Source organism: Roseateles sp. NT4 (assembly GCF_051857475.1).
Taxonomy (GTDB): Bacteria; Pseudomonadota; Gammaproteobacteria; order Burkholderiales; family Burkholderiaceae_C; genus Pelomonas.
The window spans coordinates 481,159-505,122 of the sequence record NZ_JBPZGZ010000003.1 but is presented as its reverse complement, the minus strand read 5'-3'; the positions used below and the strand labels follow the sequence as shown (position 1 = coordinate 505,122).

Genomic DNA, 23,964 nt, shown 5'->3' with positions numbered 1-23,964 from the left:
ACCGATGGCATCCACCCTCACCGACCGCCTGAGTCGCCTCGTCAAGACGATGCGCGGGCAGGCCCGCATCACCGAGAGCAATGTGCAGGACATGCTGCGCGAAGTGCGCATGGCCCTGCTGGAGGCCGACGTGGCCTTGCCGGTGGTGCGCGACTTCATCGCCCGCGTGAAGGAGAAGGCCCTCGGCCAGGAGGTTGTCGGCTCGCTGAACCCGGGCCAGGTGCTGGTCTCCGTCGTCCACAAGGAACTCGCCGCGACGATGGGCGAAGGCGTGGCCGACATCAACCTCGCCGCCCAGCCGCCCGCCGTCATCCTGATGGCCGGCCTGCAAGGCGCCGGCAAGACGACGACGACCGCCAAGCTGACCAAGCACCTGATCGACAAGCGCAAGAAGAAGGTGCTGACAGTCTCCGCCGACGTCTACCGTCCGGCCGCCATCGAGCAGCTGAAGACCGTGACCAAGCAGGCCGGCGGCGAGTGGTTCCCGTCCGCGCCCGAGCAGAAGCCGCGCGACATCGCGCTGGCCGCGCTGGACTACGCCAAGCGCCACTACATCGACGTGCTGCTGGTCGACACGGCCGGCCGCCTGGCCATCGACGAAGCGCTGATGGCCGAGATCAAGGAGCTGCACGGCATCCTGAACCCGGTCGAGACGCTGTTCGTCGTCGACGCCATGCAGGGCCAGGACGCGGTCAACACCGCCAAGGCCTTCAAGGAAGCCCTGCCGCTGACCGGCGTCATCCTGACCAAGCTGGACGGCGACTCGCGCGGCGGCGCGGCCCTGTCGGTGCGCCAGATCACCGGCGCGCCGATCAAGTTCGCCGGCGTGTCCGAGAAGATCGATGGCCTGGAGGTCTTCGATGCCGAGCGCCACGCCGGCCGCGTGCTGGGCATGGGTGACATCGTGGCCCTGGTGGAGCAGGTCACGCAGAACGTCGACCTGGCCTCGGCCCAGGCCATGGCCGAGAAGCTCAAGAGCGGCAGCGGCTTTGACCTGAACGACTTCCTGCAGCAGATCGCGCAGATGAAGAAGATGGGCGGCCTGGGCGGCCTGATGGACAAGCTGCCGCAGAACATGATGGGCAACAAGCAGCCCGGCCAGGCCGACATGGATCGCGCCGAGCGCGACATGAAGCGCATGGAAGGCATCCTGCGCGCCATGACCGCCAAGGAACGCGCCCAACCCACGCTGCTGATGGACGGCAAGAGCAAGGCCAGCCGCAAGCGCCGCATCGCGGCCGGCGCCGGCGTGCAGATCCAGGACGTCAACCGCCTGCTGAACCAGTTCGACCAGATGCAGGGGATGATGAAGAAGATGAAGGGCGGCGGCCTCATGAAGATGATGAAGCGCATGGGCGGCATGAAGGGCCTCCCCGGGATGTGATGGCCTGATGGCCTAGGGTCAACCAGCACCCAATCCTTCGTCGGCCTGTCCGGCGTCACAAGTGCTCACACTTGGTCCCAAGGTCCGGGGACAGCTGGCCATGGTCAAGACCCGGCGCTGCCGATAGCGTCGCGCGCATGCTGAATCTTCACCTTCCCCGTGCCGTGGGCGACTGGCTGAGCAACCTCACCGGACAAGGCCGCACCACCCGCCGCGTCGATGCGTCCGACACCGTGATGCACTGGCCGCCCACCGCCGCGCGCGTGCTGGTGAGCGCTGAGCGTCATGCCCACAAATGCCTCGCGCAAGCCCTGGCCCTGGAACACCCCAAGGGCTTCCTGCTGGCCCATGTGCCGCTGCACAAGCTGGTGCGCGTGCCCAAGCAGTACTCCTACCGCGAGTGGCTGTCGCGCACGGGTCTGCTGACCGTCGACTTCGCCCTGTGCGACGAGCACGGCTATGTGCGTTCCGTCGTGCTGCTGCCCATCGCCGAGGACCAGCCCCGCCATTCCCGCAAGCGCGAGCGGCTGCTGCGCGTGCTGGGCGCCACCGAACTGGCCGTCACGCATTGGCAGCGCGAATGGCAGAACGAGGGCAGCGACCGCCTGCGCGACAAGCTTTTCCCCAAGGCGCGCGCGTCCGGCTACTACGCGGACACGCCGCACGCCCACTGAGCTGCGGGCGCCTGAGACCTCAGCGCCTCAGGCGCACTTGGCGTCCTTGCGCAGTTGCAGGACGCGGTGGCGCTCTGAATACTGCTGCTTCGTCGGGCGCTTGCTGTCCTCGGCATCCAGCCGGTCCAGCATCGGCAGGGCCTTGCCGCTCATTTCGCAGCTTGTCGCCAGGTCACCCGTCTTCAGCGCGGCGATAGCCCCATTGAAGTAGATATTGACCAAGGTGCCCGGTTGGTTGGCGGGCAGCGACTGCGCCTCGGCTTGCTTGTACGAGGCCAGCGCCTTGCCGTAGTAGTGCTGGGCCGCCGCCTTGGGGCCGTCGAAACGGTCCTCGGCGCGCAAAGGCCCGACCGAAACGAAGTAGCCCGAATACCGTGTGTCTCGGGTTGCGATATCGGCGAAATCCGCATAGGTCCGGTAGGCGTGCCCCAGCCAGAGCTGATCCTGCTTGGCTTCCAGCATCGGGATGGCCTCGCGCAGCAGCGCGGTGGCGGGTATGGGGCGCACCAAGCCGTACAGGCTGTCGGCCTGGTTCACCTTCACGACGGGGTTGTCGCTGGCCGGCACCATCATGGCGGAACAGCCGGCCAGCAGCAGCACGCCGCCCGCCGCACCGAGATGCCATGTCGTTCGCTTCTTCATCTTGTCCTCCCTCAAGGCAGGCCAAGTATGCCGAGGCGGGCACCGCACGCCGTCCAAGGAAACACCGAGGTGCGCCAGACCTGGCGCCTCAGCTCACTCCAGCAGGGCGCGTGCGAACTCGCGGGCGCTGAAGGTCTCGAGGTCTTCCAGCTTCTCGCCCACGCCGATGAAATAGACCGGCACGGGACGCTCGCGCGCGATGGCCGCGAGCACGCCACCCTTGGCCGTGCCGTCGAGCTTGGTGACGACCAGGCCGGTCAGGCCCAGGGCCTCGTCGAAGGCCTTGACCTGGTTCAGCGCATTCTGACCGGTGTTGCCGTCCACCACCAGCAGCACTTCATGCGGCGCGCCCTCCTGGGCCTTGGTGACGACGCGCTTGATCTTCTTCAGCTCCTCCATCAGGTGGAGCTGGGTAGGCAGGCGGCCCGCCGTGTCGGCAATGACGACATCGGCGCCACGCGCCTTTCCAGCGTTGACCGCATCGAAGGACACGGCCGCCGGATCGCCACCCTCCTGGCTGACGATCTCGACCTGGGCGCGGTCGGCCCAGACGCCGAGCTGCTCGCGCGCGGCGGCGCGGAAGGTGTCGGCGGCGGCCAGCAAGACCTTCTGGTTGGCCTCAGCCAGGTGGCGGGTCAGCTTGCCGATGCTGGTCGTCTTGCCGGCGCCGTTGACGCCCACGACCATCATGACGGTGGGCGTATGGCGGCCGACTTCCAGGCCTTTTTCCAGCGGCGCCAGCAGCTCGGCCAGCGCGTCGACGAGCAGGCCACGCACGGCTTGCGGATCGCTGGCCTTGGCCTCCTTGACGCGGCGCTTCAGGTCATCGAGCAGGAACTGCGTCGCCTTGACGCCGGCATCGGCCATCAGCAGGGCTTCCTCCAGCTCCTCATAGAGCTGGTCGTCGATCTTGGTGCCGGTGAAGACACCGGCAATGCTGCCGCCGGTCTTGCGCAGGCCGGCGCGCAGCCTGTCCATCCAGCTGGCGCGAGGCGGCGTGGCAGGCGCCGCCACGGGCATCGGGGCCGGTGCAGCAACGGCAACTGGCGCGGGGGCCGGTACGGGGACAGCAACAAAAACAGGCGCTGGGGCCGGTGCAACGACGGGGGCAGCCACGGGTGCGGGCTCCGGCGCTGGCTGGCTGGCGGGCTTGGTCACCCAGCCTTCCGGCAGCAGGGCCGGCGCCTCGTCGGCAGGCGCGGGCGGCGGAGGCGTCTTCTTGAAGAAACTGAACATAGGCGGCCATTTTCGCTGGCTCTTTGCACTTCGATGCCGCGCCGCCTGGAAGCCCTCGTTTCAGGGCTTGCTCGACCACCCGGCAAATCGCCGAGAAACTGGATGTTCCAAACTTCGCCTAACCTTGCGCGCTTGTCGGGGGAACGAAGCAAGCATGTTGCAAGAGATCAATACCTGGGCTGACTACCGTTCAAGGGTGCGCGAATTTGATGCCGTGCTGGAGCATGGCAAGGCTGTGGCGTCGGCGCTGGCCGGCATGACGGCCACCACACCGCGCATCGGCTACGGTGCGCAGATCTTCATCAAGCTGCTCTCCCACTGCATCGCGCTGCGCAGCATGGCGGCCGATCCCAACAAGAGAAGCCCACGGGAACTGCTGGATATCCCCTCGATGTGCGCCATCACCCGCTGCGTGGTGGAGGCTCACGATGCCTTCGAATACATCGCCGGGCACGAGGTGACGGATGTCGAGCGCGCGTTTCGCGTGCAACTGTGGGAGCTGCAGGACAAGACCCGCCTGCTGAAGCTGCTGGATCGCGACGACCTGCGCGCCGACATCGCCCGACGCCGCAGGGATCTTGAAGTCCATGAGTTCTTCACTGCCATGCCCACGCGTCTGCAGGCCTTGCTGAGCGAGCGGCTGGCCAAGGGCGATCCGCCGGCCTTCCACCTGAACCAGCGCAAGCGCTGCGAAGCCAGCGGCGTGAATGCCGACTGGCACAGCACCGTCGCGCTGCAGCTGGCGCAGCATGTGCACACGCTGCCGTCGGCCATGCACCAGCTGTTCGAGCTCAAGCCCGACACACCCGAGGCGCTGCGCCAGATGGCTCTGCCGCTGCTGGTCGCCCTGCCCCTGCTCGCCCGTCTCATCCAGGCCATGGAAGTGCTGATTCCCAGCAAGGTGCCCAAGCCGCCCAGCCGCACGGCCCGCACCATGGCGCTGTGGCGCGCTGAGACCGAGGGCAACCCCGGCGTCTAGGCGCGGGGCCGGGTCAGCGCGATGCCTTGTTCAGGTGATAGGTGAACGAAGCCGCGATGCAGAAGGCCAGCGAGTCCAGTGGCAGCCGCTGCGCCAGGTCCAGGACCAGGGCCCGGTTGCCCTCAAAGCGGAAGTCGTGCGGGAACAGCTGCCGGAACGTCGCCACCAGCGTCGTCTGGCAGTTGAAGTACACGGCGACCTGTTCAGGCGCCCGGGGTTTCCACTCGATGCGCACCGTGCTGCCCGCCTTGTTGGGCGTGACATAGGCTGGCTCGCCCCATTTCCAGGTTTCCTCGACAGCACCGACGCCGGGTGTCTGCGCCGCCGTCTTCAGGACCAGCTCACGCAGCGCCAGCATGCGCCGCCGTGCAGTAGGCGGGTAGGCATCAAACCTGGCCAGTACATCGTCACGGCGAAAGGGTGTCATGGAGCGCCCCGGGGTCGGCCCATGAACCACTGCGCGAGCCCGGGCACTGATTTTTTGCACCCGACTTGTCAGCACCGAAAAACTTCGCTTAGAATAGCGGGCTCAGGCGCTTTAGCTCAGTTGGTTAGAGCGATGGAATCATAATCCACAGGTCCGGGGTTCGAGTCCCTGAAGCGCCACCAGAACAAAGCAATAAAAAGAGAAAACGGCCCGAGCACACCTCGGGCCGTTTTCATTTCCGCAGCGCTTTCGTCGAGTTCTCGTCGAAGATGCCTGCTCCCGCAGCAGCCCTCAGAAGCGGCTGCTTCCGCAGCAGCCCTCAGAAGCGGCTGCTTCCGCAGCCACTGGACATGCCATGTACCGCTGTGTTCTTCCCGCCCTCGGCGTAGCCCTCGCCGCCAGCTGCCTCGTCGCCCAGGCGCAGACCCATCGCTCCTTCCCCGCCACCGCACTGCGCGGCGAGTTCATCGTCACGCAATACCCCGACGTGCTGCTGAACGGCAAGCCCGCGCGCCTGGCGCCCGGCAGCCGCATCAAGGGCGACACCAACCTCTGGGTGCCGCCGGCCGGCCTGACGGGCCAGAAGTTCATTGTTCACTACACCGTCGAACCCAACGGCCTGATCATGGACGTCTGGATCCTCAACCCCGCGGAGCTCGCCAACAAGACCTGGCCGACCACGCCGGCCGAGGCCGCGAGCTGGCAGTTCATCCCCGCCAACCAGCTGTGGGTGAAGCCGTGAGCGAAGCGAACTCCAAGAAGGTCTACATCAAGACCTTCGGCTGCCAGATGAACGAGTACGACTCGGACAAGATGGCCGACGTGCTGGGCGCCGCCAAGGGCTACACGCCCACCGACGACCCCGAGCAGGCCGACCTCATCCTGTTCAACACCTGCTCGGTGCGCGAGAAGGCGCAGGAGAAGGTCTTCAGCGACCTCGGCCGCGTGAAGCACCTGAAGGCCAAGGGCGTCATGATCGGTGTCGGCGGCTGCGTCGCCTCACAGGAAGGCGCGGCCATCATCGAGCGCGCGCCTTATGTGGACGTGGTCTTCGGCCCGCAGACCCTGCACCGCCTTCCTGCCATGCTGGAAGCCCGCCGCGAGCAGCGCCGCCCGCAGGTGGACATTTCCTTCCCCGAAATCGAGAAGTTCGACCACCTGCCGCCGGCCAAGGTCGAAGGCGCTTCGGCCTTCGTGTCCATCATGGAAGGCTGCTCCAAGTACTGCAGCTACTGCGTGGTGCCCTACACCCGCGGCGAGGAGGTCTCGCGGCCGTTTGACGACGTGCTGACCGAGATCGCCGGCTTGGCCGACCAGGGCGTCATGGAGATCAACCTCCTCGGCCAGAACGTCAATGCCTACCGCGGCAAGATGGGCGACACGAGCGAATTCGCCGACCTCGCGCTGCTGCTGGAATACGCGGCCGAGATCCCCGGCATCCAGCGCCTGCGCTTCACGACCAGCCACCCCAACGAGTTCAGCCCCCGACTCATCGAGGCCTACGGCAAGATCCCCCAGTTGGTGAACCACCTGCACCTGCCCGTGCAGCATGGCAGCGACCGCATCCTGATGGCCATGAAGCGCGGCTACACGGCGCTGGAGTTCAAGAGCATCGTGCGCAAGCTGCGCGCCATCCGCCCGGATCTGCGCCTGGCCAGCGACTTCATCGTCGGCTTCCCCGGCGAGACCGACGAAGACCATGCCAAGCTGATGAAGCTGGTTCACGACATCGGCTTTGACGCCTCCTTCAGCTTCATCTTCAGCCCCCGCCCCGGCACGCCGGCCGCGGCCTTGGAAGACACGACGCCCTACGAGGTCAAGGTCAAGCGGCTGCAGGAGCTGCAGGCCGCCATCGAGGCCCATGCCATCACCATCTCGCAAGGCATGGTCGGCAAGGTGGAAAAGGTCCTCGTCACCGGCAACGCCCGCAAGGACAGCTCCGAGCTGATGGGCCGCACCGAGTGCAACCGCATCGTCAACTTCCCCGGCTCGCCGCGGCTGATGAACCAGCTCGTCGACGTGCGCATAACGACGGCCTTCGCGCATTCGCTGCGCGGCGAAGTGCTGACCGCCGAAACCATCACCGCCTGATGATGCCCCTGATGCTTCGTATCGCCCTGCTGGCGACGGCGACCTCTGCCCTGTTCCTGAGCGGCTGCTCTTCACCCGCAGCCGGCAAGGAAATCATGGGCTCCATGATCGGGCGTCCCTACACCCCCACCGCCGAGGACAGGGCCCAGCTTCCGACCGACCCCAACTTCAAGCTGCAGCCGGCATCGAGCGGCAAGGCCGTCGTCTACGTCTATCGCAACAGCCAGGTCTTCGCGTCCGCCATGGACTACGAGATCCACATCGACGAGCGGCTGGCCGCCAAGCTGGCCAATGGCCGCTACGTCAGACTGGAGCTGGAGCCTGGCGCGCACGTCCTGCACGCACAGATTCCGCAGTACGTGCCCGATACGCCCGCAGCAGCCGACGACCTGAACAATATCCAGCGCGTGCCCAGGGCAGTCAGGAACCTCAATCTGCAGCCCGGCGAGATCTACATTGCCCGCCTCAACCGTGGCCAGAAGTATGTCGACACCGTCCATGTGTCCAAGAGCAAGGACGTGACGCTGCTGAGCAAGGTTTTCAATCTCGAACCGATCAGCGCCGAGGAGGGGTTGTTTGACATGTCGCGGCTTCAACCGAGCGACAAATAGGTCACCTCAGCGCCTGAAGCTGAGGGCATACCACTGCGGCAAGGCAACGCCAAGTACCAGCAAGGCGTAGCCGGCCATCCGGCCGTCGCGACCCAGCAGGATCAGGGCAACGATGTTGGCCGCCGTGCCGCCGGCCGCGCCCCAAAGCCACAATCGCCGCCAACTCAGAGACTTCGCCTCACGCCGCCACAGCCCCTTGATGGCCCCCGCCAGCAGCGCCGCCAAGCCCCAGGCGGGCGCAAACAAGTTGGCGATATGCCAAAAGGCGTCGAGTGGACTCATTTCGAGAAAGCTTAGGCGGCGGCTGAAAAGGCCGCGAATCCTACAATTCAACCCATGTCGGTCTTTGCTCTCGGCCTGAACCACAACACCGCCCCGCTCGATCTGCGCGGGCGGTTCGCGTTCACCCTCGAGCAACTGGCGCCTTCGCTGACCGGTCTGCGCCAGAAGCTGTCGGGTCCCGAGGCCGCCATCCTGTCGACCTGCAACCGCACCGAGGTCTATGTTGCCGCGCCGTCGGCCCTGGTGCAGCCGGCCATCGCCTGGCTGGCCGACACTGGTGGCGTGCAGGCCGGCGAGCTGCGCGAGCATGCCTATGTGATGCAGGGCAGCGACGCTGCCCGCCACGCTTTCCGCGTCGCGGCCGGCCTGGACTCCATGGTGCTGGGCGAGCCGCAGATCCTCGGCCAGATGAAGCAGGCCGTGCGCGAGGCCGAGAACGCCGGCGCTCTTGGCACGACCCTGCACCAGCTCTTCCAGCGCAGCTTCTCGGTCGCCAAGGAAGTGCGCTCCTCCACCGAGATCGGCGCCCACTCCATCAGCATGGCCGCCGCCGCGGTGCGCCTGGCCGGCCAGCTCTTCGAGGACCTGGCCAAGACGCGCGTGCTGTTCGTCGGTGCCGGAGAGATGATCGAGCTGACCGCGACCCATTTCGCGGCCAGGACGCCGCGCCAGATGGCTGTGGCCAACCGCACGCTGGAACGCGGCGAAAAGCTCGCGACCCATTTCGGCGCCGAGGCCATGCGCCTGGCCGACCTGCCCGAGCGGCTGCACGAATTCGACATCGTCGTTTCCTGCACCGCGTCCAGCCTCCCGCTGATCGGCCTGGGCGCCGTCGAGCGTGCGCTGAAGAAGCGCAAGCACCGCCCGATGTTCATGGTCGACCTGGCCGTGCCGCGCGACATTGAGCCCGAGGTCGCCCAGCTGGACGACGTCTACCTCTACACCGTCGACGAACTCGCCGCCCAGGTGCAGACCGCCGGCGAGAAGCGCCAGGCCGCTGTCGCCCAGGCCGAGGCCATCGTCGAGACCGGCGTGCAGAGCTTCATGCACTGGCTGGACCAGCGCCACACCGTGCCGCTGATCCAGGCCCTGCACGCCCAGGCCGACGACTGGCGCGCGCTGGAGATCGCCCGCGCCCGCAAGCTGCTGGCCAAGGGCGCGGATGTGGACGAGGTGCTGGATGCCCTGTCCAAGGGCATCACCCAGAAGCTGCTGCATGGCACGCTGGCCGAACTGAACAGCAGCGACGGCGAGCAGCGCCTGCAACTGGCCCAGACCGTGTCGCGCCTCTTCCTGCGCGGCAAGCAGTCTTAGCGGCGCTCTCAGCCGCCGCCCGGCGCTGCCTGCGCCGCCCCTGACTGCCTTCCCGTATTGCCGCCATGAAAGACTCCCTGCGCCAGCAGTTCGAACGCCTCGGCTTCCGCCTCGCCGAGCTCGACGCCCTCCTCGCCGACGGCAGCATCGCTGCCGACATGAAGCGCTACCGCGCCGTGACCAAGGAACAGGCCGAGGTGTCGGGCCTGGTCGAGCGCTATCGCCGCTACCAGACGCACGAAACCGATCTCGCCGCCGCGCGCGAGCTGCTGGATGACCCGGAGATGGCTGAGATGGCCCGCGAGGAGATCGCCGCCAACGAAGCCGCGCTGGTCGCGCTGGCTCAGGAACTCCAGCTCGCGCTGATCCCCAAGGACCCTGACGACGAGCGCAACGCCTTCCTCGAAATCCGCGCCGGCACCGGCGGCGACGAATCGGCCCTGTTCGCCGGCGATCTGGCGCGCATGTATCTGCGCTTTGCGGAAGGCCAGGGCTGGCGCACCGAGATCTTGTCCGAGAACGTGTCGGACCTGGGCGGCTACAAGGAGCTCGTGGTGCGCGTCGAAGGCGACGGCGTCTATGGCCGGCTGAAGTTCGAGAGCGGCGGCCACCGCGTGCAGCGCGTGCCGGCGACCGAGACCCAGGGCCGCATCCACACCAGCGCCTGCACTATCGCCGTGATGCCCGAGCCCGACGAGGCCGAAGCCATCACGCTGAATCCGGCCGACCTGCGCATCGACACCTTCCGCGCCAGCGGCGCCGGCGGCCAGCACATCAACAAGACCGACTCCGCAGTGCGCGTCGTCCACCTGCCCACCGGCATCGTGGCCGAATGCCAGGACGGCCGCAGCCAGCACAGCAACAAGGCCAAGGCTCTGCAGGTGCTGCAGGCGCGCATCCAGGAGAAGGAACGCAGCGAGCGCGCCGCCAAGGAGGCCGCCACGCGCAAGGGGCTCATCGGCACGGGCGACCGCAGCGACCGCATCCGCACCTACAACTTTCCGCAGGGCCGGCTCACCGACCACCGCATCAACCTGACGCTGTACAAGCTCGGACAGATCATGGACGGTGACCTCGACGACGTCATCCAGGGCCTGCTGGCCGCACAGGCTGCCGAGCAGTTGGCCGAACTGGAAGCCGGGCGCGCATGACCATCGACGAGGCCCTGGCCCTCGCGCGCCAGCTTGGCGTCGAGCGTGGTGATGCCCAGAGCCTGCTCGGCCATCTGACCGGCCAGAGCCGCGCTTGGCTGATCACTCACGGCGATGCGCCCGTGGACGCCGAAACCGCCTTGCGCCGTCTCGCCGCCGGCGAGCCCCTGGCCCACCTGACCGGCTGGCAACCCTTCCACGGCCTGGAGCTGCAAGTCACTCCGGCCACGCTGATTCCACGCCCGGACACGGAAACGCTGGTGGACTGGGCGTTGGAGTTGCTGGCCGACCTGCCCGGCCAGCCGACGGTCGTCGACCTGGGCACCGGCAGCGGCGCCATCGCTTTGGCCATCAAGGCCGCCTGCCCGCGCGCCCGGGTCGCCGCCGTCGACTTCAGCGCCGGGGCGCTGGCCGTCGCCCGCGCCAACGGTGAGAGGCTCGCGCTGGATGTCGACTGGCGTCTGGGTAGCTGGTTTGAGCCGCTGGCAGGACAGCACTTCGACCTGGTCGTCAGCAACCCGCCCTATATCGCCGGCGACGACCCGCATCTGCCGTCCCTGCACCACGAGCCCCTGACGGCACTGACCCCCGGCGGCGACGGCCTGGCCGATCTGCGCACCCTGGTTGATGTTGCGCCGCAACATCTGAATGCCGGCGGCTGGCTGCTGATGGAGCATGGCTGGGATCAGGCGGATGCCGTGGCGGCTCTGCTCGCCGCCCGTGGTTTCACCCAGGCTACGCTGCGTCGCGACCTGGCCGATCGCCCCCGGGCGAGTGGGGGGCGCTGGGGTGCAACCAGCTGAAACCTCCCCGAAATGTGTGATGTATTGCTGCCAGTTCCTGTTTCCCGTAACTGATCAGCGGGCGTAGTATCAAATCCCGGTGCCACCCGATGCACCGCGCAGGAGACGATCATGGCCCGCCTCGCCAGCGCTGCAGTACTGAGCCTCACTGCCCTTTTCACCGCGTCCGCCCTGGCGGCTGACAGCGATGCCAATCCGCGCTGGCAGGCCCGATTGCAGTTGAGCAGCGTGGACGGCGGCAGCGAAGCCCAGCAGCCCCACCTTGGTGGCTCCCGCGTCCTCAGCGCCAACCTGCTCGGCGACTACTACCTCACCAGCTCCGGCTTCTCCAGCGTGCGCGGCGGCTTGCGTGCCACCGGCGGCCTGCTGATGGGCCCCCTGTCCATGTCGCAGAGCAGTGGCGGCCTGGCCCTGGGCAGCGGCCCGGTCGCCGCCGGCAGGCGCAGCCTGTCGCTGAGCGGCCCGGATGGCTATTCGGTGGACAACGCCAATCTCTCCTATGTCGGCATCGGCTACACAGGCCGTGTAACCGGCGGCGGCCTGGCCTTCAGCGCCGACTTCGGGCTGATGTCAGGCTCCTACGGGGGCCTGCGCCTGGGCCGCAGCAGCGCCCAGGGCTTCGAGGACGCCATGCGCGACCTGCGCTTCAAACCCCTGCTGCAACTGGGTCTGGCTTACAGCTATTGAGAACGGGCGAGGTCCGTCCGGGATAATTGCGGTTTTGCCTTTCCGAGAACTGCAATGAGCGACGTTCAGCAACGCATCGACGACCTGGTCAAGTCCAACCGTGTCGTGCTCTTCATGAAGGGCACGGCCCAGTTCCCCATGTGCGGCTTCTCCGGCCGCGCCATCCAGATCCTGAAGGCCGCCGGCGTCACCGACCTGAAGACCTTCAACGTGCTGGAAGACGAGGAAGTGCGCCAGGGCATCAAGGACTACGCCAACTGGCCCACCATTCCGCAGCTCTACATCAATGGCGAGTTCCTCGGTGGCTCGGACATCATGATGGAGATGTACGAGTCGGGTGAGCTCCAACAGGCCCTGGCCACGGCGTGACCCGCCTTGTCGTCGGGCTGACGGGCGCCACGGGTGCGGCCTATGCGCTGCGCCTGCTGCGCCGCTCGCATGAGCTGGGCGTCGAGACCCACCTCATCGCCACGCCCGCCGGCATCCTCAACGCCCACCACGAGCTGGGCCTGGACCGCTCGGCGCTGGAAGCCGAGGCCGACCATGCCTACGCCCCCGGCGACATCGGCGCCTGCATCGCCAGCGGCAGCTTCGCCACGGCCGCGATGGTCGTGGCGCCCTGCTCGATGAAGTCCCTGGCCGCGATTGCCCACGGCCTGGGCGACAACCTGCTGACCCGCGCCGCCGACGTGACGCTGAAGGAGCGCCGCCGCCTCATCCTGATGGTGCGCGAAACACCCTTCAACCTGGCACACCTGCGCAATATGGTCGCCGTGACCGAGATGGGCGGCATCTGCTTCCCGCCGCTGCCGGCCTTCTATCACCACCCCAAGACCATCGAAGAGATGGTCAACGAGACGGTGGAGCGGGTGCTGGAACTGGCCGGCGTGGCCCAGGCCCAGCCCAAGGCCTGGACGGGTCTCTGAGCCGCCGCACACCATGAAGCTGAGCAAGATCATCTGGTGCATGGTGGGCCTGCTGGCGCTGGACTGCCTGATGCGGATCGCCGCCCTCGCCTACTGGGCATGGGCTCCCGAGGCCGTGCCTGGCATTCCCATGCTCTCCAAGGGCGTGCGCTACCCAGAAGTGCAGGCCATCCTGCTGCTGCTGACGGTGCCGGTGCTGACCGCCATCGCCTGGCCGCCACTGCGATCGCCACACCGCTTTCTCTGGCTGGGCGGCGGCTTGATGCTGCTCGGCCTCGCCGCGTTTGTGCTGGGCCTGTTCCTGTCCTTCAACGTCGTGGGCAGTGGCGTCATCTACTGCGGGCTGGGCCAGGCGCTGATCCAGAGTTCGCGTTCACGCGGCTTGCAGTCCAGCTGAAAGCGCCAAGCCCGGCCCCGGGGCCGAGGCGTCAACGCCGATCAGCGCGGCGATCCCCGTCCAGTTGGACCGTTTGACATCGCGCGGCTCCCGCAAGATGCCGGCATCAACTGCCTCGACAGGTGCGCCATGCTTTCTGGCCTCAACAGCTCCCTGCTCAGCTATCTGAGCCCGCAAGGCCAGGACAGCACAGCGACCAACAACGGCAGCGCCGCCGCCGCCAGCAAGACCGGCTCGCCGACCATCTCGTCGGCCGCCATGCAGCGCGCCGCGGCCACCACCAAATCGGCAACGGCCGTCCACAACCTCAATGTCAGCCAGAAGAAGCTGGGCACCGAGTTGCGCGCCGCCATGGACAAGGCCGGCGTGCATCTGTCGGGCGCCGTCGAGTTCTCGGTGAAGAGCGACGGCAGCGTCGACATCAAAGGCTCGGATGCCGACAAGGCCGCCGCCCAGGCCTTCCTGAAGGCCGATGCCAGCCAGCCCAACTTCGCCACCCGCATTGCGACGCAGGCGCGCGACGCCATGAAGCTGTCGACCAGCATCCAGCAGAGCGCCGCCATCTCGCAGGCGGCCAAGCTCGCCAGGAGCTCGGGCGGCGTGATGTCGCTCTACACCTCGCTGATGCAGCAGAGCGCCAGCACCAGCGTCGTGTTCTCGGTCTCGGCGAACTCGAGTTCGCTGAGCTACCCAGGCTCGCTGGCGACCAACGCCTGACGATCCCGGGCCGCCCTTGGCTCAGGGCTTCTGCACCACCAGGCCGCGACGTTCCAGCAGCGGCTTGATGTCGGGCTCATGGCCGACGAGGTTGCGGAACAGCACCATCGCGTCTTCCGATCCGCCACGCGACAGCAGCTTGGCGCGCAGCGCATCGCCGTTGGCACGCTTCAGGCCGCCATGGGCCTTCAGCCATTCCACCGTGTCGGCATCCAGCACCTCGCTCCAGATGTAGGCGTAGTAGCCGGCCGAATAGCCGCCCATGATGTGGCTGAAGTAGGGCAGGCGGTAGCGCGGCGGCACGGGGCCGAAGGCGATGCCCTCGTCCTTCAGCACCTTGGCCTCGAAGGCCATGATGCCGTCGGCAGCCGGCACCTCGCCGGCCTTGAGTTGATGCAGGCGCTGGTCGACGATGGCCGCGCTCAGATACGAGAGCGTCGTATAGCCCTGGTTGAAGCGCTTGGCGCGCGCCACCTTGTCCAGCAGCTCGCGCGGCATGGGCTCGCCGGTCTTGTAGTGCTTGGCATAGTTGGCCAGCACGCTGGGCCAGTCGGCCCAGACCTCGTTGACCTGCGAGGGGTATTCGACGAAGTCACGCGGTACGCGGCCGAGGCTGGGATACAGGCCCTTGTTGAACATGCCGTGCAGGGCATGGCCGAACTCGTGGAACAGCGTGTTGACCTCGTCCCAGGTCAGCAGCGTCGGCTCACCCGCCGGCGGCTTGGGGATGTTGAGGTGGTTGGCCACGACGGGCTGGGTGCCTTCCAGCGGGTTCTGGCCCACATAGGCGTTCATCCAGGCGCCACCGCGCTTGCTGGGGCGGGCGTAGAGGTCGGCGATGAAGATGGCGAGCTGCTTGCCGTCCTTGTCGAAGACGTCATAGGTGCGCACGTCGTCGCGGTAGACCGGCAGGTCGGTGCGGCGCTTGAAGCTGATGCCGTAGAGCTGGTTGGCTGCGTAGAACACGCCCTTCTCCAGCACGCTGGTCAGCTCCAGATAAGGCTTGAGCTGGCTTTCGTCAAAGCCGTACCTGGCGGCGCGCAGCTTCTCCGAGTAATAGCTCCAGTCCCAGGGCTGCAGCTCGAAGCTGGTCTGCTGCCTGGCCGACTGGTCGGCGTCGATGAGCTTCTGCAGCTCCGCCGCTTCCTGCTTCGCCGAAGCGACGGCGGCCGGGCCCAGCTTGCCGAGCATGGCGTTGACGGCATCGGCCGACTTGGCGGTCTCCTCCTCCAGCACGAAGGCCGCCGGCGTCGCGTAGCCGAGCAGGGCCGCGCGCTCCTGGCGCAGGGCGATCACGCGGGCAATGATGCCCGTCGTGTCATTGGCATTGCCGCGGCTGCCGCGTGCGACCGAGGCCAGGTGCAGACGCTCACGTACGGCACGGTTCTGCAGCTCGGTCTCCTGCGGCTGGATGGTGGTGTTCAGCAGCGTCAGGACGTATTTGCCTTCCAGGCCCTTCTTCTTGGCCACTTCAGCGGCTGCGGAGATCTGGGCTGGCGTCAGGCCGGCCAATTCCTCGGCGCTGTCGACGACGACGGCCGAGTCGTTCACCTCGGCCAGCACGGCCTTGTTGAAGCGCGCACCCAGCGTCGCCAGCTCGGCGTTGATGGCCTTCATGCGCACCTTCTGCTCGTCGCTCAGCTGGGCGCCGGCGCGCACCATGTCGCGGCGGTAGCGCTCGATGAGGCGCTTGCCTTCGGCGTTCGGGGCGGCCTTGTCGCGGGCGGCGTACAAGGTCTCGATGCGGGCGAACAGCTTGGGGTTGAGCTGGATGGCGTCGCGGTGGGCAGCCAGCTTGGCGGCGTAGTCGGTCTGCAGCTGCTGGCGGGCCGGGTTGGCATCGGCGCCGATCAGGCTGAACAGCAGAGTGCTGGTGCGGCCCAGCAGGCGGCCACTCTTCTCCATCGCGATGATGGTGTTGTCGAAGGTGGGCGCGGCGGGGTTGTCGGCGATGGCCTGGATCTCGGCCAGCTGCTCGGCCATGCCCTTGTCCAGGGCCGGGCCGAAGTGCTCGTCCTTCACCTTGTCGAACTGCGGGTATTGCAGCGGCAGCGGGCTGGGTTTGAAGAGCGGGTTGTCCGCAGCCTGTTGGCCCCAGGCCAGGCCGGTGGCGAGCAAGGTGGAGAGGAGAAGAGGCGCGAAGCGTCGGACGGCAGGTTTTGCAGCGTGCATGGGCGACTTGTCTTGTGGACGAAACCGCCAAGCCTAACGCCGCTATCCACCCCAGCCACAAGCCACGCCGGGTAAGCCCTGAGGGCTTTACCCGCTCTTCACTTCTCACCGGGCAGCAGCCACTGCCGCCTGGCGGCAAACACCATGTTCGGATATTCGGGCTTGCCGCGGCTGCCGTTGTAGCGGCCCAGGGCCATGTACATGTCGCCCTTTTCCAGGTCCAGGTAGTGACGCAGGATGACGCAGCCGAAGCGCAGATTGCTCTGCATGTGAAAGAGCCGCGCGGCGTCGCCATCGCCGATCAGCTTGGCCCAGAAAGGCATGACCTGCATATAGCCGCGCGCGCCGGCGATGCTGATGGCGTACTTGCGAAACCCGCTCTCGACCTGCACCAGCCCGAGCACCAGGCTGGGCTCCAGGCCGGCACGCTTGGCCTCGTACCAGACCGTCTCGAGGAACTCGATGCGGATCTGCGTCTCGGTCTTCTTTTTCTTCAGCCGCTCGCTCATGGTGCTCAGCCAGAGCAGATAGGCCAGGCGTTCGTTGTCCTGGCCGACCTCGAACTTCGGCCGCGGCGGTGCGCTTTGCGCGATGGAAGCGCTCAGCGCCGAGCGCATCGAGTCCGCCAGCGGCTCCTCGACCTGGGCGCCCGCCCGCGCCGCCAACGGCGCGGCGAGCAGGCTGGACAACAGAAGCCGGCGCTTCAAAGCTTGAGCAGGCCCTTCAAATGGCCGACCACATCGTTGACCCCAAGCTTGGTGGCCGCCTCGTCGCGGCGGCCCTGGTACTCGACCTGGCCTTCCTTCAGGCCGCGATCGCCCAACACCACCCGGTGCGGCACGCCGATCAGCTCCCAGTCCGCGAACATCGCGCCGGGGCGCTCGCCACGATCATCCAGCAGCACGTCCACGCCCAAGGCCTTCAGCTCGCCGTAGAGCTTGTCGGCGGCGTTCTTCACGTCCTCGCTGCGATCCGCGCCGATGGGGCAGACCACCACCGTGAACGGCGCGATCGCATCCGGCCAGATGATGCCGCGCGCATCGTGGTTCTGCTCGATGGCTGCGCCCAGGATGCGGGTCACGCCGATGCCGTAGCAGCCCATCTCCATCAGGGCCGGCTTGCCGTTCTCGTCCAGGAAGGTCGCATTCATCGCCTTGCTGTACTTGGTGCCGAGATAGAACACATGGCCCACCTCGATGCCACGCTGGATGGCCAGCAGACCCTTGCCGTCGGGCGAGGGGTCGCCGGCGACGACATTGCGGAGGTCCGCGACGACATCGGGCTCGGGCAGGTCGCGGCCCCAGTTCACGCCGGTGAAGTGGAAGTCCACCTCGTTGGCGCCGCAGATGAAGTCGCTCATGACGGCGACGGTGCGGTCGGCAATGATCTTGACGGGCTTGTGCAGGCCGATGGGGCCCAGGTAGCCGGGCTTGCAGCCGAAGTGGTCGACGATTTCGCCGCCGGTGGCGAAGCGGAAGCCGCCCTTCAGGCCTTCCAGCTTGCCGGCCTTGACCTCGTTCAGATCATGGTCGCCGCGCACCAGCAGCAGCCAGACCTGGGTCTTGACGATGTTGCCGTCCTTGTCGAGTTCGTCGGTGGCCAGCACCAGCGATTTCACCGTCTGCGCCAGCGGCAGGCCCAGCAGCAGGGCGACCTCTTCGCAGGTGGACTTGCCCGGCGTGGGCGTCTTGGCCAGGGCCTGCAGGGCGTCGCCGCGCGCGGGCATCAGCGCCACGGCCTCGGCCAGTTCGATGTTGGCGGCGTAGTCGCTGGTCGGGCAGTAGACGATGGCGTCTTCGCCGGTGTCGGCAATGACCTGGAATTCATGCGAGCGGTCGCCGCCGATGGCGCCGGTGTCCGCCGCCACGGCACGGTACTGCAGACCGAAGCGGTCGAAGATCTTGCAATAGGCCGCGTACATGTTCTCGTAGCTGCGGCCGGCGGCGTCCTTGTCACGGTCGAAGGAGTAGGCGTCCTTCATCGTGAACTCGCGGCCGCGCATCAGACCGAAGCGGGGGCGCCGTTCGTCGCGGAACTTGGTCTGGATGTGATAGAAATTTTTCGGCAGCTGGCGGTAGCTGCGCAACTCCTGGCGAGCGATGTCGGTGATGACCTCTTCGCTGGTGGGCTGGACGATGAAGTCGCGGCCATGGCGGTCCTTCACGCGCAGCAACTCAGGCCCCATCTTGTCGAAGCGGCCAGTCTCCTGCCACAGCTCGGCGGGCTGGATGACGGGCATCAGGCATTCGACGGCGCCAGCGGCGTCCATCTCCTCCCGAATGATCTTCTCGACCTTGCGGATGACGCGAAGACCCATGGGCATGTAGTTGTAAATGCCGGCGCCCAGGCGCTTGATCATGCCGGCGCGCATCATCAACTTGTGGCTGACGACCTCGGCATCGGCGGGAGCTTCCTTGAGCGTGGAGATGAAGAACTGGGAGGCTTTCATGGGCGGTACTAAATGCGAAGGCCGGGTGAAAACCCGGCCAAGTCACGACAAAACAGGGAGAAATCTTCGGGTTAGCGAGGGCGCTGTGGCGATCGTGGCCCGATGCAATAATCGAACCAACTAGAGATTTGAGGTTGATTATGCTCGACCGTGAAGGCTTCCGCCCCAACGTCGGCATCATCCTGCTCAACCAGCGCAACGAGGTGTTTTGGGGCAAGCGCATCCGAACGCACTCGTGGCAGTTCCCGCAAGGGGGCATCAAGCACGGTGAAACGCCTGAGCAGGCGATGTTCCGAGAGCTCCACGAGGAAGTGGGGCTCACGCCAGAGCATGTGCGCATCATCGCGAGAACTCGCGACTGGCTGCGCTATGAGGTGCCTGAGCACTTCATCCGCCGCGACGCACGCGGCCACTACCGCGGCCAGAAGCAGATCTGGTTCCTGCTGCAGATGATGGGCCGCGACTGCGACATGAATTTGCGCGCCACCGACCACCCCGAGTTCGATGCCTGGCGCTGGAACGAGTACTGGGTACCGCTGGAAGCCGTCATCGAGTTCAAACGCGGCGTCTACGAGATGGCGCTGACGGAGCTGGCGCGTTATCTGCCCCGCATCAACCACCACAACCGCTATCTGCGGGCAGGCATGCGGCCGGCGCATCGGGAGCGCAACAGCAGCGGGCCCATGCCGCTGGATACCGGCAGCGGGCCGTTGCCCCTGGAGGCAGCCGTGACGCCGCCCGAAGGCGAGTCGCACGACTGAGCGCCGCAACCTGGTTCGTCTAGCGAAGGACCAGGTTGTCCCGGTGAATCAATTCAGGCTCTGCGGCATAGCCCAGCAGCGCCTCGAATTCCGACGATGGCTTGCGCGCGATGAGGCGCGCTTCCGACGCCGAGTAATTGGCCAGGCCACGTGCCAGCTCCACACCTTCGGTCGTCTGCACCGCGATGACATCGCCACGATGGAAGCCGCCCTGCACTTCCACGACGCCAATCGGCAGCAGGCTCTTGCCCTCATCGCGCAGCTTGATCGCCGCACCGGCATCGACCTTGACCGAGCCGCGCAGCTGCAGGTGATCGACCATCCACTGCTTGCGCGCCGCCAACTTCGGCGTGGCCGCATGCAGGGCTGTGCCGATGGCCTCGCCAGCAGCCAGGCGCAGCAGCACATCGGGCTCACGCCCCCAGGCGATGACGGTACCGGCACCACTGCCGGCTGCGCGCTTGGCGGCCAGGATCTTGGTGAGCATGCCGCCACGGCCGATGCTGGAACCCGCGCCGCCGGCCATCAACTCCAGCTCCGGGTCGCCCGCCTGGGCGTTGTCGATGAAGCGGGCGTTGGGGTCCTTGCGCGGGTCGGCCGAGTACAGGCCACGCTGGTCGGTCAGGATGACGAGGGCATCGGCTTCGACCAGGTTGGCCACCAGGGCCCCCAGCGTGTCGTTGTCGCCGAACTTGATCTCGTCATTGACGACGGTGTCGTTCTCGTTGATGACAGGCAGCACGCGATGGGCCAGCAGCGTCAGCAGCGTCGAGCGCGCATTCAGATAGCGCTCGCGGTCGGCCAGGTCGGCGTGGGTCAGCAGCACCTGGGCGCTGGCCATGCCCTGGGCACTCAATTGACTCTCATACATCTGGGCCAGGCCCATCTGGCCGACGGCCGCCGCGGCCTGAAGCTCATGCAGCTCTTTGGGGCGCGTCGCCCAACCGAGGCGCTTCATGCCCTCGGCAATGGCACCGCTGGACACCATCACCAGCTCGCGCCCTTCGCCGGCCAACGCCGCCAGCTGGCGACTCCAATTCGCGATCGCTTCGGCGTCAACGCCGCGGCCCTCGTTGGTGACGAGGCTGGAACCGACTTTGACAACGATGCGGCGCGCGCTGGAGAGCAGGGTCATTCTGTGGCGTTGGGGGACTCGGGCGAGTCGAAACGAACGTCGCGCTCCTCGATCACGCGCTGCTGGGCGGCGACGTGGTCGTAGATGGCGTGGATCAGCGGCTGGCAGCCTTGGCGGGTCAGGGCCGAGATCTCGAAGACCGGGCCCTTCCACTTGTAGCGCTTGATGAAGTCCTTCACGCGGGCGGCACGCTCTTCCTCGGGCACCATGTCCAGCTTGTTCAGCACCAGCCAGCGCGGCTTCGCGTGCAGCTCGGGGTCGTACTTCTTCAGCTCGGCGACGATGGCCTTGGCTTCCTTGACCGGATCGACTTCGGGGTCGAAGGGCGCCAGGTCGACGACATGCAGCAGCAGCCGGGTGCGCTGCAGATGGCGCAGGAACTGGTGGCCCAGGCCAGCGCCTTCCGCGGCGCCTTCGATGAGGCCGGGGATGTCGGCGACCACAAAGCTCTTTTCCGGCGCGACGCGCACGACGCCCAGATTGGGATGCAGGGTCGTGAAGGGATAGTCGGCGATCTTGGGCTTGGCATTGGACACCGCCGTGATCAGCGTGGACTTGCCGGCGTTGGGCTGGCCCAGCAGGCCGACGTCGGCCAGCACGCGCAGTTCCAGCCGCACCTTCTTGATCTCGCCCGGCCAGCCCGGCGTCTTCTGGCGCGGCGCACGGTTGGTCGAGGTCTTGAAATGCAGATTGCCGAAGCCGCCGTCGCCGCCCTTGCACAGCAGGATGCGCTCGCCGGGCTCGAGCAGTTCGCCGATGACGGACTCGGTCTCGAGGTCGGTGATGATGGTGCCGACCGGCATGCGCAGCACGATGTCGTCGGCCGCGGCGCCGAAGCAGTCCGAGCCGCGACCGGCCTCGCCATTGCGCGCCTCATGGCGGCGGGCATAGCGGTAGTCGATCAGCGTGTTGAGGTTGCGATCGGCCTCGGCCCAGACGCTGCCGCCCTTGCCGCCGTCGCCGCCGTCCGGCCCACCAAAGGGGATGAACTTCTCGCGGCGAAAGCTCGCGCAGCCTGCGCCACCGTTACCGGCGGCGACATCGATGGTGGCTTCGTCAACGAATTTCATGGCGGAGGAGCCATCGTAATGGCTGAGGTTGCGACCGATGCGCCGTCGTGTGGCGCAGCAGACTTCAGAAATGACAAAGCCCCGGCGAGCCGGGGCTTGGGCTTTCGGGCGATGTGGCCGCCCGAACTGCTGACCTTAGGCGGCCAGCGGGGTCACGACAACCGTCGAACGGTTGTTGGCGCCCTTGACGGTGAAGCTCACGTGGCCATCGACCAGCGCGAACAGCGTGTGGTCCTTGCCGATGCCGACGTTGACGCCGGGGTGGAACTTCGTGCCGCGCTGACGGACGATGATCGAGCCAGCGGAGATCAGTTCACCGCCGTAAGCCTTGACGCCCAGCATCTTGGGCTTGGAGTCGCGGCCGTTCCGTGTAGAACCGCCGCCCTTTTTCTGTGCCATGTTTAGCTCCTAGAAATTAGCGAAAGAAGAGGGATCAGCCGTTGACCGCGCTGATTTCCAGCTCGGTGTAGTTCTGGCGATGGCCCTGGCTCTTCTTGTAGTGCTTGCGACGGCGCATCTTGAAGATGCGAACCTTGTCGTGCTTGCCGTGGCTGACGACCTTGGCGCTGACCGTAGCGCCGGCGACCAGCGGAGCGCCGACCGTCAGGCCGTCACCGCTGCCAACTGCCAGCACTTGGTCGAGGGTGACCTCAGCGCCAACTTCCGCGTCGAGCAACTCGACCTTGATCTTTTCGCCGGCAGCAACCTTGTATTGCTTGCCGCCGGTTTTGATGACCGCGTACATATTCATCCTTCCGCACCTCGGGGGTGCATTCACCCGGCTCCAGCGGCGTGGCACCCGTCATCAGACTTGCGCCGCCGCCCTCGTCGGGCCTTTTTGTCGGTTTTGGTCTCTCGACAGCCGCACACCAAAGGCGCACGAAATGCAAAGAGCCCACGAGTATACCCTGAGCCCTCGGAGAATGGCAAACGCCACCGCCGCCGAGCCGTATACGTTCACCCAACGGCGCGTCCCCGCCTTGCCGGAGGGCGGGTGGACACCGTTTCTATAATCCGCCATCCCTTGCCTGAGAGTCCAGAGTGCGCGTCGAGACTGCCTCGCCCCCATCCCAAGTCGCCGAGGTACTCGCCCTGCTGGCCGCCGAAATGGCCCAGGTCGACGCCGTTATCGCACAGCGCCTGTCCTCCGACGTGGCGCTGATCGACCAGATCGCCCACTACATCGTGCACGCCGGCGGCAAGCGCATGCGCCCCAAGCTCGTGCTGCTGTTCGCCAATGCGCTGGGCTTCGACAAGCCGACACGCTTTGAGCTGGCCGCCGTCGTCGAGTTCATCCACACGGCCACGCTGCTGCATGACGACGTCGTCGACGAGTCCTCGCTGCGCCGCGGCAAGCCAACCGCCAATGCCCTGTTCGGCAATGCCGCGAGCGTGTTGGTCGGCGATTTCCTGTACTCGCGCGCCTTCCAGATGATGGTCTCGGTCGACCGCATGCGTGTGCTGGAGGTGCTGGCCGAAGCGACCAATGTCATCGCCGAGGGCGAGGTCCTGCAGTTGATGAACATGCACGACCCGGACATCACGGTGGAGAGCTATCTGCGCGTGATCCGTTTCAAAACCGCCAAGCTCTTCGAGGCCAGCGCACGCCTCGGTGCGGTGTTGGCAAACGCCTCACCCGAAGTCGAAGAAGCCTGCGCCGCCTATGGCCGGGGCCTGGGAACGGCCTTCCAGCTCATTGATGACGTGCTGGACTATGAAGGCGACGCCCTCGAACTCGGAAAAAACATCGGCGACGACCTGCGGGAAGGCAAGACGACGCTGCCCCTGCTGATCGCCATGGAGCGCGCGACGCCCGAACAGCGCGCCCTGCTGCGCCACGCCATCGAGGAAGGCGAGCAGGAAAAGCTGCAGGAGATCGTCGCCATCGTGCGCTCGACCGGCGCGCTCGAATCGACTCGCGAAGCCGCCCGCACCGAGGCGCGCCACGCAGCCGACTGCCTCACGCATCTGCCTCCAAACAAGTGGACAGAATCTCTGCTAGAATTCGCAATTCAGTCGGTTGAGCGGCATTCCTGAATGCCCACCAACAGAGAAA

At 66.5% G+C, this 23,964-nt stretch carries 27 protein-coding genes and 1 tRNA gene; 17 read left to right on the top strand and 11 right to left on the bottom strand.

All coding sequences use genetic code 11. The annotated features are described in order from the left end of the window. The first annotated feature begins 4 nt into the window (after positions 1–4). Both ffh and ACS5PN_RS21250 read left to right on the top strand, forming a co-directional pair. Entirely contained in the window at positions 5–1,384 is a 1,380-nt protein-coding gene (gene ffh / locus ACS5PN_RS21255; protein ID WP_439466006.1) for a signal recognition particle protein, read from the top strand. Positions 1,385–1,521: 137 nt separating this feature from the next. Further along, positions 1,522–2,058 (top strand): hypothetical protein, encoded by a 537-nt coding sequence (locus tag ACS5PN_RS21250; protein WP_439466005.1) that lies wholly within the window; start codon positions 1,522–1,524, stop codon positions 2,056–2,058. 27 nt (positions 2,059–2,085) lie between these two features. Here the strand turns inward: ACS5PN_RS21250 and ACS5PN_RS21245 are convergent, their stop codons facing one another. Continuing rightward, entirely contained in the window at positions 2,086–2,700 is a 615-nt protein-coding gene (locus tag ACS5PN_RS21245; RefSeq protein WP_439466004.1) for a hypothetical protein, read from the bottom strand. Between the two features lie 93 nt (positions 2,701–2,793). Continuing rightward, positions 2,794–3,936 carry a signal recognition particle-docking protein FtsY gene (ftsY, locus tag ACS5PN_RS21240; RefSeq protein ID WP_439466003.1) on the bottom strand — a complete coding sequence of 381 codons (1,143 nt, stop codon included), beginning with the start codon at positions 3,934–3,936 and terminating at the stop codon, positions 2,794–2,796. 154 nt (positions 3,937–4,090) lie between these two features. Here ftsY and ACS5PN_RS21235 point away from each other — a divergent pair, with 154 nt between their 5' ends. Beyond that, a complete protein-coding gene (locus ACS5PN_RS21235; protein WP_439466002.1) occupies positions 4,091–4,915 on the top strand; it encodes a hypothetical protein in 825 nt (274 codons plus the stop codon). A gap of 13 nt (positions 4,916–4,928) precedes the next feature. Here the strand turns inward: ACS5PN_RS21235 and ACS5PN_RS21230 are convergent, their stop codons facing one another. Then, on the bottom strand, positions 4,929–5,342 hold the full coding sequence (locus ACS5PN_RS21230) for a DUF1801 domain-containing protein (RefSeq protein ID WP_439466001.1): 414 nt from the start codon (positions 5,340–5,342) through the stop codon (positions 4,929–4,931). Positions 5,343–5,447: 105 nt separating this feature from the next. Here ACS5PN_RS21230 and ACS5PN_RS21225 point away from each other — a divergent pair. The 4 genes from ACS5PN_RS21225 to ACS5PN_RS21210 all read left to right on the top strand — a co-directional run bounded on the left by ACS5PN_RS21225 (position 5,448) and on the right by ACS5PN_RS21210 (position 8,044). Beyond that, positions 5,448–5,524, top strand: a tRNA-Met gene (locus ACS5PN_RS21225). A gap of 173 nt (positions 5,525–5,697) precedes the next feature. Continuing rightward, positions 5,698–6,084 carry a hypothetical protein gene (locus tag ACS5PN_RS21220; RefSeq protein WP_439466000.1) on the top strand — a complete coding sequence of 129 codons (387 nt, stop codon included), beginning with the start codon at positions 5,698–5,700 and terminating at the stop codon, positions 6,082–6,084. Next, on the top strand, positions 6,081–7,433 hold the full coding sequence (miaB, locus tag ACS5PN_RS21215; protein WP_439465999.1) for a tRNA (N6-isopentenyl adenosine(37)-C2)-methylthiotransferase MiaB: 1,353 nt from the start codon (positions 6,081–6,083) through the stop codon (positions 7,431–7,433). The genes ACS5PN_RS21220 and miaB overlap by 4 nt, the downstream gene beginning before the upstream one ends. Positions 7,434–7,435: 2 nt before the next feature. Beyond that, positions 7,436–8,044, top strand: coding sequence for a hypothetical protein (locus ACS5PN_RS21210; RefSeq protein WP_439465998.1), 609 nt, complete (start codon positions 7,436–7,438; stop codon positions 8,042–8,044). Positions 8,045–8,050: 6 nt separating this feature from the next. Here ACS5PN_RS21210 and ACS5PN_RS21205 read toward each other — a convergent pair whose 3' ends face one another. Continuing rightward, the gene (locus ACS5PN_RS21205) at positions 8,051–8,290 is read right to left on the bottom strand and encodes a hypothetical protein (RefSeq protein WP_439465997.1); all 240 of its coding nucleotides are present in this window, start codon (positions 8,288–8,290) and stop codon (positions 8,051–8,053) included. Between the two features lie 90 nt (positions 8,291–8,380). On the opposite strand from ACS5PN_RS21205, the gene hemA reads away from it, so the two are divergent. The 8 genes from hemA (at position 8,381) to ACS5PN_RS21165 (ending at position 14,321) form a co-directional block, all read left to right on the top strand. After that, positions 8,381–9,640: a glutamyl-tRNA reductase gene (gene hemA, locus ACS5PN_RS21200; RefSeq protein ID WP_439465996.1), complete on the top strand. Its 1,260-nt coding sequence runs from the start codon at positions 8,381–8,383 to the stop codon at positions 9,638–9,640. A gap of 65 nt (positions 9,641–9,705) precedes the next feature. Continuing rightward, on the top strand, positions 9,706–10,791 hold the full coding sequence (prfA, locus tag ACS5PN_RS21195) for a peptide chain release factor 1 (RefSeq protein WP_439465995.1): 1,086 nt from the start codon (positions 9,706–9,708) through the stop codon (positions 10,789–10,791). Beyond that, positions 10,788–11,594, top strand: a complete 807-nt coding sequence (gene prmC / locus ACS5PN_RS21190; protein WP_439465994.1) for a peptide chain release factor N(5)-glutamine methyltransferase — start codon at positions 10,788–10,790, stop codon at positions 11,592–11,594. The genes prfA and prmC overlap by 4 nt, the downstream gene beginning before the upstream one ends. 111 nt (positions 11,595–11,705) lie before the next feature. Then, a complete protein-coding gene (locus ACS5PN_RS21185) occupies positions 11,706–12,281 on the top strand; it encodes a hypothetical protein (protein WP_439465993.1) in 576 nt (191 codons plus the stop codon). A gap of 54 nt (positions 12,282–12,335) precedes the next feature. Next, positions 12,336–12,650, top strand: coding sequence for a Grx4 family monothiol glutaredoxin (gene grxD / locus ACS5PN_RS21180; RefSeq protein WP_439465992.1), 315 nt, complete (start codon positions 12,336–12,338; stop codon positions 12,648–12,650). Next, positions 12,647–13,207 (top strand): UbiX family flavin prenyltransferase, encoded by a 561-nt coding sequence (locus ACS5PN_RS21175; RefSeq protein WP_439465991.1) that lies wholly within the window; start codon positions 12,647–12,649, stop codon positions 13,205–13,207. Before grxD ends, ACS5PN_RS21175 begins: the two co-directional genes overlap by 4 nt. Before the next feature lie 13 nt (positions 13,208–13,220). Beyond that, the gene (locus ACS5PN_RS21170; protein WP_439465990.1) at positions 13,221–13,604 is read left to right on the top strand and encodes a hypothetical protein; all 384 of its coding nucleotides are present in this window, start codon (positions 13,221–13,223) and stop codon (positions 13,602–13,604) included. Positions 13,605–13,733: 129 nt separating this feature from the next. Continuing rightward, positions 13,734–14,321, top strand: coding sequence for a hypothetical protein (locus tag ACS5PN_RS21165; protein WP_439465989.1), 588 nt, complete (start codon positions 13,734–13,736; stop codon positions 14,319–14,321). Between the two features lie 21 nt (positions 14,322–14,342). On the opposite strand, the gene ACS5PN_RS21160 is transcribed toward ACS5PN_RS21165, so the two are convergent. The 3 genes from ACS5PN_RS21160 to ACS5PN_RS21150 form a co-directional block, all read right to left on the bottom strand. Further along, the gene (locus tag ACS5PN_RS21160; RefSeq protein WP_439465988.1) at positions 14,343–16,493 is read right to left on the bottom strand and encodes a M3 family metallopeptidase; all 2,151 of its coding nucleotides are present in this window, start codon (positions 16,491–16,493) and stop codon (positions 14,343–14,345) included. 98 nt (positions 16,494–16,591) lie between these two features. Further along, positions 16,592–17,200 (bottom strand): lytic transglycosylase domain-containing protein, encoded by a 609-nt coding sequence (locus ACS5PN_RS21155; RefSeq protein WP_439465987.1) that lies wholly within the window; start codon positions 17,198–17,200, stop codon positions 16,592–16,594. Continuing rightward, entirely contained in the window at positions 17,197–18,942 is a 1,746-nt protein-coding gene (locus tag ACS5PN_RS21150) for a proline--tRNA ligase (protein ID WP_439465986.1), read from the bottom strand. The genes ACS5PN_RS21155 and ACS5PN_RS21150 overlap by 4 nt, the downstream gene beginning before the upstream one ends. Before the next feature lie 140 nt (positions 18,943–19,082). Here ACS5PN_RS21150 and ACS5PN_RS21145 point away from each other — a divergent pair, with 140 nt between their 5' ends. After that, on the top strand, positions 19,083–19,703 hold the full coding sequence (locus ACS5PN_RS21145) for an RNA pyrophosphohydrolase (protein ID WP_439465985.1): 621 nt from the start codon (positions 19,083–19,085) through the stop codon (positions 19,701–19,703). Positions 19,704–19,722: 19 nt separating this feature from the next. Here ACS5PN_RS21145 and proB read toward each other — a convergent pair whose 3' ends face one another. The 4 genes from proB to rplU all read right to left on the bottom strand — a co-directional run bounded on the left by proB (position 19,723) and on the right by rplU (position 22,653). After that, positions 19,723–20,838, bottom strand: coding sequence for a glutamate 5-kinase (gene proB / locus ACS5PN_RS21140; RefSeq protein WP_439465984.1), 1,116 nt, complete (start codon positions 20,836–20,838; stop codon positions 19,723–19,725). Further along, complete coding sequence (gene obgE, locus ACS5PN_RS21135) at positions 20,835–21,908, bottom strand: GTPase ObgE (RefSeq protein WP_439465983.1); 1,074 nt, start codon at positions 21,906–21,908, stop codon at positions 20,835–20,837. Before obgE ends, proB begins: the two co-directional genes overlap by 4 nt. Positions 21,909–22,043: 135 nt before the next feature. Then, the gene (rpmA, locus tag ACS5PN_RS21130; protein WP_119043685.1) at positions 22,044–22,307 is read right to left on the bottom strand and encodes a 50S ribosomal protein L27; all 264 of its coding nucleotides are present in this window, start codon (positions 22,305–22,307) and stop codon (positions 22,044–22,046) included. Between the two features lie 34 nt (positions 22,308–22,341). Continuing rightward, positions 22,342–22,653 carry a 50S ribosomal protein L21 gene (rplU, locus tag ACS5PN_RS21125; protein ID WP_025564359.1) on the bottom strand — a complete coding sequence of 104 codons (312 nt, stop codon included), beginning with the start codon at positions 22,651–22,653 and terminating at the stop codon, positions 22,342–22,344. Positions 22,654–22,949: 296 nt separating this feature from the next. Between rplU and ispB the strand changes: the two genes are divergently transcribed. After that, positions 22,950–23,945 (top strand): octaprenyl diphosphate synthase, encoded by a 996-nt coding sequence (gene ispB / locus ACS5PN_RS21120; protein WP_439465982.1) that lies wholly within the window; start codon positions 22,950–22,952, stop codon positions 23,943–23,945. Positions 23,946–23,964 lie beyond the last annotated feature (19 nt).